The sequence below is a fragment of the Herbaspirillum sp. GW103 genome (genome assembly GCF_000261365.1).
Taxonomy (GTDB): Bacteria; Pseudomonadota; Gammaproteobacteria; order Burkholderiales; family Burkholderiaceae_D; genus Herbaspirillum.
The window spans coordinates 250,522-266,465 of the sequence record NZ_AJVC01000001.1; the positions used below are offsets into that span (position 1 = coordinate 250,522).

Genomic DNA, 15,944 nt, shown 5'->3' on the forward strand with positions numbered 1-15,944 from the left:
GGGGATTGAATCATCAATGACGGGGCACGATCTCGCCACGCAGCGAGAAAGGGAAGGCTTCGGTAACGCGGACCTCGATGATCTCGCCGATCAGGCGCTGACCGTTCGGGCCACCGTCGAAGTTGACCACGCGATTGCTCTCGGTACGGCCTTGCAGTTCATGCTCGCGGCGCTTGGAAACGCCTTCCACCAGCACCTTTTGCACCGTGCCGACCTGCGCCGCACTGATCTTTGCCGCGTTGTCATTGAGCGCGGCCTGCAGGCGTTGCAGGCGCGCCAGCTTGACTTCCTGCGGGGTGTCGTCGGCCAGGTTGGCGGCCGGCGTACCGGGACGCGGGCTGAAGATGAAGGAGAAGCTGTTGTCGAAGCCCACATCGGCCACCAGTTTCATGAGCGCTTCAAAATCTTCCTCGGTCTCGCCGGGGAAACCGACGATGAAGTCCGACTGCACCGTGATATCCGGGCGCACCTTGCGCATGCGGCGGATCACCGACTTGTATTCCAGCGCAGTGTAGCCGCGCTTCATCGCGGCCAGCGTGCGGTCCGAGCCATGTTGCGCCGGCAGGTAGAGGTGATTGCAGAGCTTGGGCACCTTGGCGTAGGTGTCGATCAGGCGTTGCGAGAATTCCTTGGGATGACTGGTCACGAAGCGGATGCGCTCGATGCCCGGCAGCTCGGCGATGTATTCGATGAGCAGGGCGAAGTCGGCGATCTCGCCATCTTCCATCACGCCGCGATAGGCGTTGACGTTCTGGCCCAGCAGCATGATTTCCTTGACGCCCTGGTCGGCCAGTCCGGCCACTTCGGTGAGCACATCCTCGAAGCGGCGCGAGACTTCCTCGCCGCGCGTGTAGGGCACTACGCAGTAGCTGCAATACTTGCTGCAGCCTTCCATGATGGAGACGTAAGCGGTGGCACCTTCCACTCGCGCTGGCGGCAGGTGGTCGAACTTCTCGATCTCGGGGAAGCTGATGTCCACCTGCGGGCGGCCGCTGTAGCGCCGCTCGGAAATCATCTGCGGCAGGCGATGCAGGGTCTGCGGGCCGAACACCATGTCCACGAAGGGCGCGCGCTTGATGATGGCGTCGCCTTCCTGCGAGGCCACGCAGCCGCCCACGCCGATCAACAGATCAGGATTGTCCTTCTTCAGCGCGCGCAGGCGGCCCAGGTCGGAGAACACCTTCTCCTGCGCCTTCTCGCGAATGGAGCAGGTGTTGAGCAGGATCACGTCGGCCTCTTCCGGACGGTCGGTCTTGACGAGGCCTTCGGCGACATGGAGCACGTCGGCCATCTTGTCCGAGTCGTACTCGTTCATCTGGCAGCCGAAGGTTTTGATGAATACTTTTTTCTGCATAAATCGTTATCAGGGCAAGAGCGCAGGAAGGACGCATGGAACATGCGCGCGCCGGCGAGGAGGAGGGCGGCGGGCCGCTGGAATCGGTTGCTGCAGCGGTGGAGGAGCCCATCCCCGGAGGTTCGCGATTATAGCACCGAGCGTCGCGGCCAGCGCCCGCGAGGGCGCGCCGGGCCTGTCCGCAAGGCAGATATCACAGTTGCGCGCAGCAGTCCTGCAGCCAGGCCAGCACCGCCCGTAGCCGCGGCAGGGCTTTCAGATCGCGATGGAACACCGCCCACAGCTCGCGCTGCAGCTGTGGCGTGGACTCCACAGTCTGCAGTTCCGGGGCCAGCAGATAGCTCGGCAGCAGGGCCATCCCGACCCCGGCGCGCGCCGCCATGCACTGCGCCACCAGGCTGGTGCTGCGAAAACGTACCGGGTTGCCGGCCGCATGGGCGGCGATCCAGTGCGTCTCCGGAATGTCGGGCACGCCATCGTCATAGGCCACGAAGGGCGTCGACCTGGGGGCGCGCCGCCAGTGCGCAATCTTCTCGGCCGTGCCACAGAGGTAGAAGCGCACCGCGCCCAGTGGCCTGGCGATCAGCTCGCCATCCTGCGGCTTGCCGAAACGCAATGCCAGGTCGGCCTCACGCCGGGCCAGGCTCAGGGTCTGGTGCCCCATGGCCAGTTCCACATCCAGCGCCGGCCATTGCTGCAACAGCTGCGGCAGGCGCGGGGCCAGGAACATCGTGCCGATGGCATCGGTGCAGGCCAGGCGCAGCTTGCCTTCCAGGCGCAGGTCCTCCCCTGCCAGAGTGCGCGCCAGCTGGCGCGTCTGTTCCTGCATGGCGCGCGCGGCAGTGAGGACACTCTCGCCCAGGCGCGTCAGTTCCACATCCTCGGCGCGACGCAGGAACAGCGGGGCTTGCAGGGCGTCTTCCAGTTGCTGCAGACGACGGCCGATGGTGGCATGCGTGACGCCCAGCACACGCGCCGCACCGGAGAGGCTGCCGGCCTCGATGAAGGCGGCGAAACTGCGCAGGCTCTCCCAGTCGGCATCCAGGGCTGCATGCACGGTCTGGTGCGCAGGTACGCGCACGTTCTTCGAGGAGGCTGTTAATTTTTTCACAGGTGGGTGGCGATTTCGGTGAATGGCAGTGCGAATTTTATCGGACTAAGATGATCCGTCCCTGTGCATTTCCGAACAGCTGCTGCGTTTTTTTCAATTTTCTCGAACTTTTTTTCACAAGGAACTGCCATGTCCACACCTCAGACCCTGATCCAGATTGCCGGTGGCAGCGCGCGTGCCGCCACCTGGCAAGAGGCCGTCCTGCTCATCATTGACCATCAGACCGAATACACCACCGGGCGTGCGCCCCTGGCCGACATCGATGCTGCCGTCGGCCAGATCGCCGAGCTGTTGCGCCAGGCTCGTGCCGCCGGTGCGCCAGTGATTCACGTCGTCCACCATGGCAAGCCGGGCGGGGCCATGTTCGATCCGCAAGGGCCGCATGTGGCCATCATCGATGGCGTGGGGCCGCAGGGTGACGAGCTGGTCCTGCCCAAGGGCCTGCCCAATGCCTTCGCCGGGACCACCCTGGATGCCGCCCTTGGCAAGACCGGGCGCAAGTCCTTGATCGTGGCCGGATTCGCTACCCACATGTGCGTAAGCGCCACCGTACGTTCGGCGCTGGACCACGGCTATGCCTCGACTGTAGTGGCCGCCGCCTGCGCCACTCGCGACCTGCCGGATCCGCTGGGCGGTGCACCGGTGCAAGCAGCCGAGGTGCAGCGCGTGGCGCTGACCGAGCTGGCCGACCGCTATGCCACCGTCGTGGCCGACGCGGCAGCGCTGGCCACGGCCTGAAAGGGTTCGGCAATCTTCCTTGCGCCGCCCGGCGCATTAAGCAAACAAGCAAGGACGCTCCCCCTCCGGTAGCGTCCTTTTTTCATGTCTCTGACTTACTCATAAGCAGATCGATATTGAAAATATTCGAGGAAAATTTCATCGCCTTGACGACGCGGAACTAGCAATAATTAGAAATTACGTATGAATATTCAGGAGCGCTGAGATTTGAGAGACAGAATCGCTTAGTTTATCGGCTTTCCGAAATTTTCTGATGCTGCCATCCGGCTGGCACGACAGCCGCCAGCAGCCTGGACAACGGGAGAGGCAAGCACGGCAGAAGGCCTTGCTGTTGTGCTGTATTTCAATAAGGAATGCGCCTGGCGCGTACGGACTGCCCTCGGTGCGGTCCTTAGAAAAAGGAATGAGTCGACCATGATTCCGGCAGTCTTCAGCGACCGGCTTGCGGCGCTGCTGGCCCGTGGCCAGCGCACCCTACTCGGCATTGCCGGCCCACCCGGCAGCGGCAAGTCCACCCTGGCCCAGGCGCTGCTGGCGCATGTTCATAACCAGGGCCTGAGGCAGGCCGTGATCTTGCCCATGGATGGCTACCACCTGGCCAATGCCGAGCTGGCACGGCTGGGCCACGCCTCACGCAAGGGCGCGGAAGATACCTTCGACAGTGCGGGCTATGTCCGGCTGCTGTCACGTTTGCGGCAGCAGGGTGCCGATGAAGTCATCTACGCCCCGCAATTCTTGCGCGAGATCGAGGAAGCCATTGCCGGCAGCATCGCCATTGCCCCCGAGACACGGCTCATCATCACCGAAGGCAATTACCTGCTGCTCGACCGCGGTCACTGGGCGCACGTGCGGCCTTTGCTCGATGAGGTGTGGTATGTCGATATTGACCCGGCACTGCGTCGGCAGCGCCTGATCGCCCGCCACGTGCAATTCGGTCGCACTGCCGAGCAGGCCGCGGCCTGGGTCATGAACAGCGACGAAGTCAATGCAGCGCTGATCGAGACCACGCGGACTCGCGCAGACCAGATTTTCCGCCGGGACTGAGCTGCCCGGCGCACATGCAAGCAGCAAGCAGCAAGCAGCAAGAAGAAATGGGGCCGCAACGGGCCCGGCCATCCCCCTCGCACTTCCAACAAGAACGGAGACAAGCATGATCAAGAAAACCCTCGCCATTGCCTGCGCCACTGTCTGGCTGGCTGCCGTCACAATGCCGTCGCTGGCAGCGGACAAGCCCCTGAGATCCGTTGGCGTCACCCTCGGTGACCTCGCCAATCCCTTCTTCGTGGCCATTGCCAAGGGGGCCGAGAGCGGCGCGCACAAGATCAATCCGGCCGCCAAGGTCACCGTGGTCTCCTCCAAGTACGACCTCAACACCCAGGTGGGGCAGATCGAGAACTTCATCGCCAACAAGGTCGACATGATCGTGCTCAACGCGGCCGATTCCAAGGGCATCGGCCCGGCCGTGAAGAAGGCGAAGAAAGCCGGCATCGTCGTGGTGGCGGTGGACGTGGCCGCAGAGGGCGCGGACGTGACCGTCATGTCGGACAACACCATGGCCGGTGCCGAGTCCTGCAAGTTCATCGTCGACAAGCTGCAGGGCAAGGGCAACGTGGTCATCGTCAATGGGCCGCCGGTATCGGCGGTGATGGATCGCGTCACCGGCTGCAAGGCCGAGTTCAAGAAGTCGCCCGGCATCAAGATCCTCTCCGACAACCAGAACGCCGGCGGCAGTCGCGATGGCGGCATGACCACCATGTCCAACCTGCTGGCAGCGCACGGCAAGATCGATGGTGTCTTCGCCATCAACGATCCCACCGCCATCGGTGCCGAACTGGCCATCCGCCAGGCCAAGCGCAGCGACATCAAGCTCATCACCGGCGTGGATGGTGCGCCCGATGCCGAGCGCGCGCTCAAGGACAGCAAGTCGCTCTTTGCTGCCTCGCCAGCGCAGGACCCCTATGGCATGGCCGCCGAGAGCGTGGCCATCGGCTATCAGGTCATGAATGGCCACACCCCGGAGAAGGCCGTCAAGCTGCTGCCGGTCAAGCTGATCACGCGTGACAACGTGGCCGACTACAAGGGCTGGGTCCCGGCCAACTGAGGCCGCCGCTGCACCGGCTTGCCGCGCAGGCGGGCGAGCCGGATCCGCCGTCCCTGCGGCCGGGACACGCCCCTGTTTCGGGACGTGCCTGCCACCAGGCGGCAGCTTTCTTCGAATGCCATGACTTCCACTCCCATTTTGCAGATGACCGGCATCAGCAAGTCCTTCGGGGCCACGCGCGCGCTGTCGGATATGCAGCTCACCATTCGCCCCGGCGAGATCCATGCGCTCATGGGCGAGAACGGCGCCGGCAAGAGCACCCTCATGAAAGTGCTCTCAGGCGTGCATGCACCGGACGGCGGACAGATCCTGCTGGACGGCAAACCGGTGTCGCTGCGCGACCCCGGTGCCAGCCGCGCCGCCGGCATCAACCTGATCTACCAGGAACTGGCGGTGGCGCCCAACATCAGCGTGGCCGCCAATGTCTTCATGGGCAGCGAGCTGCGCAGCCGCTGGGGCCTGATCGACCATGCCGCCATGCGCCAGCGCACCGATGCCGTCCTCAGGCAACTGGGCGCGGCCTTCCGTGCCTCCGACCAGGCCGGACGACTCTCCATCGCCGAACAGCAGCAGGTCGAGATCGCCCGCGCCCTGGTGCATCGCAGCCGCATCGTCATCATGGATGAGCCGACGGCTGCGCTCTCCGAACGCGAGACCGAACATCTCTTCGGCGTGGTACGGCGGCTGCGTGACGAAGGCCTGGCCATCATCTACATCAGCCATCGCATGGCCGAGGTCTACGCCCTGGCCGACCGCGTGACGGTGCTGCGCGACGGCAGTTTCGTGGGCGAACTGGCGCGCGAGCAGATCGATTCCGAGCGCATCGTGCAGATGATGGTGGGACGCTCGCTGGGCGAGTTCTATCAGCACCAGCGCATGCCCCCGGAACGCGCGGCGGCGCTGCCGGTGGTCTTGCAGGTGCAGGACCTGGCCGGTGGCAAGGTCAGGCCCGCCAGCTTCTCGGTGCGCGCCGGCGAGGTGCTGGGCTTTGCCGGACTGGTCGGTGCCGGACGTACCGAGCTGGCGCGCCTGCTCTTCGGTGCCGATGCCCGCAGTGGCGGTCATGTCCTGCTGGAAGGACGGGGGCTGCGGATCGACGGGCCGCGTGCGGCGATGCGGGCCGGTATCGCCTATGTGCCGGAAGACCGCAAGGGCCAGGGCCTGTTTCTGCAGATGGCTGTGGGCGCCAACGCCACCATGAACGTGGCCGCGCGTCACAGCACGATGGGACTGCTGCGCAGCCGTGCGCTGGCGGGCGTGGCGCGCGATGCCATCGCTCGCCTCAATGTCAAGGTCGCGCATCCCGAGGTGACCGTGGGCAAGCTTTCCGGGGGCAACCAGCAGAAGGTCCTGCTGGCGCGCTGGCTGGAGATTGCGCCCAAGGTCCTGATCCTGGACGAACCCACGCGGGGTGTGGATATCTATGCCAAGAGCGAGATCTATCAACTGGTCCACAAGCTGGCCGAACAGGGCGTGGCGGTGGTGGTCATCTCCAGCGAGCTGCCGGAAGTCATCGGCATCTGTGATCGCGTGCTGGTCATGCGTGAGGGCCGCATCAGCGGCGAACTGGCCGGTGCGGCCATCACCCAGGAAGCCATCATGCACCTGGCCACGGATGCCGGTGGCATGCCTGCTGCGCATGGCCAAGGCGAACCGGCTTGCGGCATGCCGCGTGCGGGCTTGCCGTCTTCTTTCTCTTCTCATTCCTCCTAGTCATGGCTCATTCTGCTCCTGTACATAACAACGGCGCTCCCACGCGCGTCTCTTCCACTGTTTCGCAATGGCTGCTGCACCGGCTGGGCATGCTGCCGGTGCTGGTGGTGCTATACCTGTTGTTCTATGCCCTGACGGTTTATCTGAGCGGCGACGGCAGCTCCAACTTCGCCAGCGCGGAAAACACCATGAACATCCTGCGCCAGGTCGCCATCAATCTGGTACTGGCGGCCGGCATGACCTTCGTCATCCTCACGGCCGGCATTGATCTGTCGGTCGGCTCGGTCCTGGCGGTGTCGGCGGTACTGGGCATGCAGGTATCGCTGAGCGCGGCACCGGGCTGGTCGATTCCCATGTTCATCGTCTCGGGTCTGCTGATGGGGATGATCAATGGTGGCATGGTGGCCTTCCTCAACATCAATGCCTTCGTGGTGACGCTGGGCACGATGACGGCCTTTCGCGGTGCGGCCTACCTGCTGGCCGATGGCACCACGGTCCTGAACAATGACATTCCAAGTTTTGAATGGATCGGCAATGGCGACTTCCTGCACGTGCCCTGGCTGATCTGGATGGCCGTGGCAGTGGTGCTGCTGTCCTGGGTGATCCTGCGCAAGACGGTGCTGGGCATGCACATCTACGCCATCGGCGGCAACCTGCAGGCGGCGCGCCTGACAGGTATCCGCGTGGGGCTGGTGCTGCTGTTCGTGTACTCGATCAGCGGCCTGTTCTCCGGACTGGCGGGGGCTATGTCGGCCAGCCGCCTGTATGGCGCCAACGGCAACTGGGGCAGTGGCTATGAACTCGATGCGATTGCCGCCGTGGTGCTGGGCGGCACCAGCCTCATGGGTGGCGTGGGCACGATCTGGGGCACGGTGGTGGGGGCGCTCATCATCGGCGTGATGAACAACGGCCTTACCATTCTCGGTCTGTCCTCGTTCTGGCAATACGTGGCCAAGGGGGCGGTGATCGTACTGGCCGTGATCCTCGACAAATGGCGCCAGAAGGATGCGACCCAATGACACGCTCTTCTCACCCCGGAGTCCCCATGCCTCTTCCCGATGTCGAAAGCCGCGCCTTTCTGCAGGCGCACGTGGCCGATACGCTGGCCTTCTATGATCGTCATGCCATCGATCCCGAGGGCGGATTTTTTCATTACCTGAAGGACGATGGCAGCGTCTACGAGCGCAGTCATCGTCATCTGGTCAGTGCGACGCGCCTGGTCTTCACGCAATCGATGGCCTACCTGCATACGGCGCAGCCGCGCTACCTGGAGCAGGCGCGCCATGCACTGGCGCACCTGGAGCGCTTCCGTCATGTAGCGGGGCCGCTGGCCGGTCTGTATGCGTGGACCTTGCGTGACGGGCAGATCGAAGACGGCACCGTGATGGCTTATGGTCAGGCTTTCGTGCTGCTGGCGATGGCGCATGCGCATCGTATTGGTTTGTGCGATGCGCAGCAGGTAGCGCTGGCGTATGAGCGCATGGAGAGTGCCTTCTTCGAGTCGGCGCATCAGGCGTATGCCGATGAAATCACAGCCGCTGGTGAACTGATCGCCTATCGCGGCCAGAACGCCAACATGCACATGTGCGAAGCTTGCCTGGCTGCCCACGTCGCCACCGGACGAGCTCTCTATCTGGAGCGCGCACAATTGCTGATCGAACGCTTCGTCTTCGGTCTGGCGCGGCAATCGCAGGATCTGGTGTGGGAGCATTACCGACAGGATTGGTCATTGGATCACGACTACAACCGGGGCAACCGCGAGAACATTTTCAAGCCCTGGGGTTTCCAGACCGGGCACCAGACCGAGTGGGCCAAGCTCTTGCTGATCGCCCATGCGCAGGAGCCGCGTCCGGCCTATGTGATGCGCGCTGCGCAATTGCAGGATGCCGCCTGGCGGCATGGTTGGGATGTGCAGCATGGCGGGCTGATCTATGGTTTCGATCCGGACATGCAGCCCTATGACACGGACAAATATTTCTGGGTCCAGGCCGAGTCTTTCGCCAGCGCGTGGCGGCTTTGGCGCGTGACCGGGGAAGACCGTTTCCGCCAGCAGTATCACGCCATCTGGGCGTGGAGCTGGGCGCACATGATCGATCACCATCATGGGGGCTGGTTTCGTATTCTGGCTGCCGATGGGAGCAAGATGGAAGATACCAAGTCGCCGGCTGGGAAGGTGGACTATCACACCATGGGGGCTTGTTGGGATGTGATGGAGGCGGGTGGGTTGGGTGAGTGAGGATGGTGCTCAGGGGCGGCCTTAATTCTCTTACGTCATTCGCTTAGACCAAAAATGTTCCTATGGGCTTCAAGATACTTCTTATGATTTTGCTGGATTGGAAGAGTGATTTCGCGATGAATATTCAATACACGCGCATCGCGCTCGGAGAGGTGTTTGCTGATCAGAATTTTCCCGTCTTGATTAAAACTGATTAAACCCTTATCGAAAAGTCGATCGATATGAACGGCAAAGAGGAAGCCGTTATAAGGATCGAGCTTTTCTTCATCCGAAGAAATAGCCCATGGTTTGGCATGGCTCGCGATCAGCAGATCAGGATTTGTAATGCCGGTGATCGGGCAGCGCTGCCAAAAATTGAGTAAGTCTCTCCGGAAGCGGCCTTGGCCGATACGGGCTTCTCGCAAAGCTTGTTTGGTGGTTGAGGAAGAGACTCTTTTGGGCGTGACCATCGGTGCACTTAGGTTGAGCGAGGTTGTGGCGATGGCTTCTTCCTGATCTCCTGCTAAGCGTAACAAATCGATCCCTGCATCCATTGGGAGCGATGCCATGTATCCCTGGAAGATGCTTCCAGTCTTTGTCACAACACGCGGCGTGCAACGTTCGTTATACCGCTCTTTAAACGAATCGAGAATGTAGCCTTCGATACTGATGGGTGGTTCGAGCTCGAAAAAATCAACATCGACGCGTCGCCCATTCGGATCCCATTCATTGAAGATCCGGGTGGTCGGTGGAGCGGCCTCGTAGGCGTTTAATTTTGCGACAGCGATATACGCAATCTTGCGATCTACATTGCAAAAGATGATGTCCCCAGCGCGCACGGTAGCGACCGAATTCCAGTGGCTAAAGTAAGTCGTGCGTACTCCACCGCTGGCCTTAGGTTTCTCGCTATGCAGCGGCGCCCAGAGAAAATGCCCTTCAATCGCCTCTTTGTGCGATTTACCGATATTGACCCAGAAAAAATTCAATTCTTCCCTCGTGTTTTCTCGTTTTTCTCGAGAATATTCGAGTTTTAGGGCTTTAGGGGGAGAGATTCCTATTTTTGAATAGAACGGTAGGTGAAGAAATGGGTGTTGAAGACAAAACAAAAAACCCGCCCTTCTTTCGAAGAGGCGGGTTTTTCGGACGGCGCCGCATACGCATGATTGCACATGCAGCGACGGGTATCTGGTGGTGATAGGTGGACTTGAACCACCGACCCCAGCATTATGAGTGCTGTGCTCTAACCAGCTGAGCTATATCACCAGGAGGCAAGCCCGAGACTATAGAGGTCTAGCCGCTGTCTGTCAATACCTTTTCCGTATTTCCTGATTATTTTTATCCACAGCCGCAGCGCAGCAGTTCATCCGCCGTGATGTTCCGCCACCGCCTGTTGCACCCGCGCCAGTACCTCGGCCGTGGCCTGTGGCCGGTTGCAGTCGATGCTGATGCGCTCTGGCATGGAACGCAGCCAGGTCAACTGACGCTTGGCCAGTTGGCGCGTGGCCGCAATGCCCTTCTCGCGCAGCTCGGCCGCATCGATGCTGCCATCCAGGTATTCCCACATCTGCCGGTATCCCACGCAACGCATCGAGGGCAGGCCCAGGTGCAGGTCGCCGCGCGCGCGCAGGGCGGCGACTTCCCGCTCCAATGCGCCACCGCGCAGCATCAGGTCAAAGCGCAGTGCAATCCGCTCATGCAGCATCGCACGATCAGCAGGCTCCAACGCCAGCGGCAATAGCGCGAAAGGCAAGGGCTCAGGTGGCTTCTGCGACAGCAACGACGACATCGGCTGCCCCGTCAGCAAGCTGATCTCCAGCGCGCGCTGAATGCGCTGGCTGTCGGTCGGCTTCAGACGCGCGGCCGTCACCGGGTCCAGCGTGGCCAGGCGCGCGTGCATGGCCGGCATGCCGATGCGCGCCGCTTCTTCATCCAGTTGCGCACGCAGCACAGGATCAGCCTGCGGCAGCTCATCCAGACCATCCCGCAATACCTTGAAATACAGCATCGTGCCACCCACCAGCAAGGGCAGCTTGCCGCGCCCGGCAATCTCCTGCGTCAGGCGCAGCGCATCCTGGCGGAACTGCATGGCCGAGTAAGCCTCGGTGGGGTCGAGGATGTCGATGAGGTGGTGCGGCACGGCAGCCAGTTCTTCCGGGCTGGGCTTGGCGGTGCCGATGTCCATCTCGCGATAGACCAGGGCCGAATCGACGGAAATGATTTCGCAGGGCAGGTGCCGGGCAATCTCCAGCGCGGCCGCCGTCTTGCCGGACGCGGTGGGGCCCATGATGGCCACGGCCAGTGGGCGGTGCTGGGTCATCGCACCGTCCTTACTGGCCACGCAGGAAGAGCTTGTCCAGATCCGACAGGCCCATCTGCGTCCAGGTGGGACGGCCATGGTTGCACTGGTCGGAACGCTCGGTGGCCTCCATCTGGCGCAGCAGCGCATTCATCTCCGGCAACGTCAGGCTGCGATTGGCGCGCACCGCCGTGTGGCAGGCCAGGGTGCCGAGCAGTTCGTTGCGACGTTCCAGCAGGACACGCGAGCCGCCATATTCACGGACATCGCGCAGCACATCGCGCGCCAGGGTCTGGGCATCGGCATTCTTCAGCAGCGCCGGGACGGCACGCACGGCCAGTGTCGTCGGTGACATCACTGCGATGTCGAAGCCCAGGGCCGACAGCGTCTCATGGTGTTCTTCCACCGTGCCGACTTCCACCGGGTCCGCATAAAAGGTGACCGGGATCAGCAAGGGCTGCACGAACATCTCGTTGCCATCCAGCGCCGTCTTCAGTTGTTCGTAGAGGATGCGTTCATGCGCCGCGTGCATGTCGACCACCACCAGACCGGCCCGGTTCTGCGCCAGCACGTAGATGCCATGCAGTTGCGCCAGCGCGAAACCGAGCGGGAAGTCGCCCTCGGGCAGCGGTGCAGCGGGCTCTGCAGCGGTCTGGAAAGCGCTGCCGTCGCCGCCCTGGGCAGCAGGCTCGCTGCGGAACATGTTGCCGTAAGCGGCGCGATCCTGGCGCACGCCAAAGCCGCCACTCCCTTGCGCACCGTTGCCGGCAAAGGAGAAGGGGCGCGGCTGTTCGGCGAACTGGGCGGAGAAGCTCTGCTGTTTCTGTTCGCGCATCCAGGGCAGCGGGGCATTCGGTCCGCTCGCGGGCGCGGTGCTGCCGTCGCTACTGTCCGGCTGCTGTTGCGGCAGATTGCCGAAGGAGACTGCCGAGGTCTGCGCCAACGCGCGCGAGACCGCATGAAAGACGAACTGGTGCACCGCGCGGCTGTCGCGAAAGCGCACTTCGATCTTGGAGGGGTGCACGTTCACATCCACCAGCGCCGGGTCCAGCGTGAGCGAGAGTGCATAGGCCGGATAACGGTCGCCATGCAGCACATCCTGATAAGCCGCACGCACGGCGTGGGTGAGCAGCTTGTCACGGACGAAGCGGCCATTGACGTAGAAATACTGACCGTCGGCGCGCGCCTTCGAGGCCGTCGGCAGACCGACGAAACCATGCAGGCGCAAGGGGCCGGCGCTTTCGTCGAGCGGCAGGCGGGCATTGGCGAATTCGTCGCCAAGGATGTGGGCACTACGTTTGGCGAATTCACCGACGTTCCAGTGATCGACTGTCTTGCCGTTGTGCGACAGTGAAAAACTCACATCCGGACGCGCCAGCGCAATGCGCCGCACGACCTCGGCGCAATGGCCGTATTCGGTCTGCTCGGACTTGAGGAATTTGCGTCGCGCCGGGGTGTTGAAATACAGATCCTGCACATCGATGGTGGTGCCCTGTGCGCCTGACGCCGGGGCCACGGTACCAAACTGGGAGCCGGTGATTTCCCACGCATGGGGGGCATCGGCGGTGCGGCTGGTCACGGTCAGTTGGGCGACCGAGGCGATCGAAGCCAGCGCCTCGCCACGGAAGCCGAGCGTGGAGACGTTCTCCAGATCAGTCAGTGAAGCGATCTTGGAGGTTGCGTGGCGCGCCAGTGCCAGCGGTAATTGCTCCGGTGGTATGCCGCGTCCGTTGTCGGTGATGGCGATGCGTTTGACACCGCCTTGCTCCAGGCGCACGGTGATCTGCGTGGAGCCGGCATCGAGCGCGTTCTCCAGCAATTCCTTGACGACCGCAGAGGGACGTTCGATCACCTCGCCGGCGGCAATCTGCGAGATCAACTGATCGGGCAGGGCCTGGATGGGGCGATGGGACGGGGCGGCAGCCGGTTCGGAGGCAGGGGAGGAGTGCGGTACGTTCATGGCGCGATTATACCTGCCGACGCCGCAGGCCGGATGTGACGAAGCCGCCCGGAGGCGGCTTCGAGGGTGGTTGTGCCATGCGTTTTTTCTGCGCGGCAATCAGTCAATCACCACGCTGAAAACGATATAAATGATTTACACGCGGAAGGTGCTCACCGCTGCCGCCAGGCGTTCAGCCTGCTGCTGCAGCGATTGGGCTGCGGCAGCAGCCTGTTCCACCAGGGCCGCGTTCTGCTGGGTGCTCTCATCCATCTGGGCGATGGCGCGGTTGATCTGGTCAATGCCTTCGCTCTGCTCGCGGCTGGCCGTGGTGATCTCGCTGATGACGGTGGAGACGCGTTGCACGCTGGCCACCACGTCGTTCATGGTGTTGCCGGCCTGGGCCACCAGCTGTCCGCCACCGGCCACGGTCTGTACCGAGGCGTCGATCAGTTCCTTGATTTCCTTGGCGGCCGATGCGCTGCGTTGGGCCAGCGTACGCACTTCGGTGGCCACCACGGCGAAGCCGCGGCCCTGTTCACCGGCGCGCGCCGCTTCCACAGCGGCATTCAAGGCCAGGATATTGGTCTGGAAGGCGATGCCATCAATCACGCTGATGATGTCGACGATGCGTTGCGAAGAGCTGTTGATGGCATCCATGGTCTGCACCACCTGGCCGACCACTTCGCCACCGTGGCTGGCCACGTCCGAGGCGGAACCGGCCAGCTCATCAGCCTGAACCGCGTTGGCCGCATTCTGCTTCACGGTCGAGGTCAGCTCTTCCATGGCCGAGGCGGTTTCTTCCAGGGCGCCGGCCTGCTGCTCGGTGCGCGAGGACAGATTGAGGTTGCCGGCGGCGATCTCGCTGGCGGCGGTGTTGATCTCTTCGGTACCGGCGCGCACGCTGGAAACCACTTCCGACAGGCCCATGCTGATGCCGTTGAAGGCGCCCATCAGGCGACCGATCTCGTCGCTGCTGTGCACGTGCAGGCGGGTGGTCAGGTCGCCACCGGCGATGCGATCAGCGGCATCGCACACCGCATCCAGCGGGCGCGTGATCATGCGGTTGATCACCACCGTCAGGATCGCCCCCAGCACCGCCAGGAACAGCAGACCCAGGCCGATATAGAGATTGCGCATGGAGTTGACTTCGTGGGTGATCTCATCGACCGCCGCTTCACCGACGATGACCCAGTTCCACGGCGCATAGTGGGTGAAGACGGCGATCTTCTTGCGGCCATCGCTGCCGGTATAGCGCAGCTGCCCTTCCTTCTGCTGCACCATGGTCTTGATGTAGGTATCGCCGCCGGCATCCTTGGCCTCGATCAGGTTGCCGCCTTCTTCCTTGCCCTCGCGCGGGGCACCGGCAATCATCACGCCCTGATCCTTGCCCTGGCGGCCATTGAGGGCGTAGAAGTTGCCGGTCTCGCCGATCTTGAGGGACTTGATCTGATCCTTCAGGGCCTTCACGTCGGCCGAGATGTCGATGCCCACGTAGAGCACGCCGATGATCTGGCCGGCCTCGTTCTTGATGGGCACGTACTTGGTGATGTACTGCTTGCCGAACAACGTGGCCAGACCGCTGTAGGTCTTGTCGGCCTTCAGCGCCGCATAGCCGGGATGGGCGCGGTCGAGCAGGGTGCCGACGGCGCGGTCGCCGTTTTCCTTCTTCACCGAGGTGGAGATGCGCACGAAGTCGTCACCGGTCTTGGCGAAGATGGTGGCGGTGACGCCGGTGTTGGCGGTGAAGCGGTCGGGGATGGAGAAGTCCAGGTTCAGATCACGACCATCGTTGGACAGCACCGGCGTGGCACGGTCGCCAATCTGTACGGTGCGACTTTCGTCCAGCGTCAGCTTGCCGAATTCCTTGTCGAACATGGTGGAGAAGCGGTCCACCTGGCTGTTCACGGAGCGGTCGAAGATGCCGACCATGTTGGCCACGCCGCGCGCATCGTTGCCCATCTGTTCGATGGAGCGACTTTCCACCATGCGCGAGGCGGAATAGGTGATCAGTATCAGGGCGATCACGAAGACGATGCCCACCAGGGCCACCGTCATGGCAGTCAGTTTTGCACCGACCGAACGGTGGAAAAGGGATGCGCCGCGCGCACCAGACATTGCATTGGCCATGGGTGTTGTTGTTCTTGAAGTCAAAGAATATGGAAAAACAAATACCGAACCAGAAACCATCCGGGGAGCGATGACGACGACTGCCTGCGTGTTCATCTCGCCAGCGTCAGCCCTCCTTGTTTCCGTCGTACGGAACGTCCTGCAGCACTGTGCCTGCGAACCGATGAGAGTCAGGCCAACGGGCTGACTTGCTGTATCGGATTGCCGAAACGGCAATGCCACTGGGTCGAAAACGTCATGAGCCACCTTGGTGGAGGTCCAACGTTCATGCTGAAATCACGGTACTTGCGGGGGAGGCCGTCAGTATATCGTCAGCTTTTTGCGGCAGATCAAAATACTTCGAATGT

Annotated in this window: 12 protein-coding genes and 1 tRNA gene; 6 read left to right on the forward strand and 7 right to left on the reverse strand. The window is 62.6% G+C overall.

Annotated elements, in window-relative coordinates; translation table 11 throughout:
• Positions 1–13: 13 nt before the first annotated feature.
• The gene (gene miaB, locus GWL_RS01100; RefSeq protein ID WP_008325709.1) at positions 14–1,354 is read right to left on the reverse strand and encodes a tRNA (N6-isopentenyl adenosine(37)-C2)-methylthiotransferase MiaB; all 1,341 of its coding nucleotides are present in this window, start codon (positions 1,352–1,354) and stop codon (positions 14–16) included.
• Between the two features lie 193 nt (positions 1,355–1,547).
• Positions 1,548–2,399, reverse strand: coding sequence for a LysR family transcriptional regulator (locus tag GWL_RS01105; protein ID WP_157174179.1), 852 nt, complete (start codon positions 2,397–2,399; stop codon positions 1,548–1,550).
• Positions 2,400–2,594: 195 nt separating this feature from the next.
• Here GWL_RS01105 and GWL_RS01110 point away from each other — a divergent pair, with 195 nt between their 5' ends.
• From GWL_RS01110 to GWL_RS01135, 6 genes are all read left to right on the forward strand, one after another.
• Positions 2,595–3,203, forward strand: coding sequence for a cysteine hydrolase family protein (locus tag GWL_RS01110; protein WP_008325711.1), 609 nt, complete (start codon positions 2,595–2,597; stop codon positions 3,201–3,203).
• A gap of 414 nt (positions 3,204–3,617) precedes the next feature.
• Positions 3,618–4,247, forward strand: coding sequence for a nucleoside/nucleotide kinase family protein (locus GWL_RS01115; RefSeq protein ID WP_008325714.1), 630 nt, complete (start codon positions 3,618–3,620; stop codon positions 4,245–4,247).
• Positions 4,248–4,353: 106 nt separating this feature from the next.
• Positions 4,354–5,304, forward strand: a complete 951-nt coding sequence (locus GWL_RS01120; protein WP_008325716.1) for an ABC transporter substrate-binding protein — start codon at positions 4,354–4,356, stop codon at positions 5,302–5,304.
• A 120-nt stretch (positions 5,305–5,424) separates the two neighbouring features.
• Positions 5,425–7,017: a sugar ABC transporter ATP-binding protein gene (locus GWL_RS01125; RefSeq protein WP_008325719.1), complete on the forward strand. Its 1,593-nt coding sequence runs from the start codon at positions 5,425–5,427 to the stop codon at positions 7,015–7,017.
• 2 nt (positions 7,018–7,019) lie between these two features.
• Positions 7,020–8,036: a ribose ABC transporter permease gene (locus tag GWL_RS01130; protein WP_034349684.1), complete on the forward strand. Its 1,017-nt coding sequence runs from the start codon at positions 7,020–7,022 to the stop codon at positions 8,034–8,036.
• Positions 8,037–8,062: 26 nt separating this feature from the next.
• A complete protein-coding gene (locus tag GWL_RS01135; protein ID WP_008325724.1) occupies positions 8,063–9,253 on the forward strand; it encodes an AGE family epimerase/isomerase in 1,191 nt (396 codons plus the stop codon).
• Positions 9,254–9,288: 35 nt separating this feature from the next.
• On the opposite strand, the gene GWL_RS22675 is transcribed toward GWL_RS01135, so the two are convergent.
• The 5 genes from GWL_RS22675 to GWL_RS01160 form a co-directional block, all read right to left on the reverse strand.
• A complete protein-coding gene (locus GWL_RS22675; protein ID WP_050978054.1) occupies positions 9,289–10,218 on the reverse strand; it encodes an HNH endonuclease in 930 nt (309 codons plus the stop codon).
• Between the two features lie 200 nt (positions 10,219–10,418).
• Positions 10,419–10,495 (reverse strand) — tRNA-Met (locus GWL_RS01145).
• Between the two features lie 97 nt (positions 10,496–10,592).
• Positions 10,593–11,549 (reverse strand): tRNA (adenosine(37)-N6)-dimethylallyltransferase MiaA, encoded by a 957-nt coding sequence (gene miaA, locus GWL_RS01150; RefSeq protein ID WP_008325728.1) that lies wholly within the window; start codon positions 11,547–11,549, stop codon positions 10,593–10,595.
• A 10-nt stretch (positions 11,550–11,559) separates the two neighbouring features.
• Positions 11,560–13,488, reverse strand: a complete 1,929-nt coding sequence (mutL, locus tag GWL_RS01155) for a DNA mismatch repair endonuclease MutL (protein WP_008325729.1) — start codon at positions 13,486–13,488, stop codon at positions 11,560–11,562.
• Positions 13,489–13,623: 135 nt separating this feature from the next.
• Positions 13,624–15,597, reverse strand: a complete 1,974-nt coding sequence (locus tag GWL_RS01160; RefSeq protein ID WP_008325730.1) for a methyl-accepting chemotaxis protein — start codon at positions 15,595–15,597, stop codon at positions 13,624–13,626.
• Between the last annotated feature and the right edge of the window lie 347 nt (positions 15,598–15,944).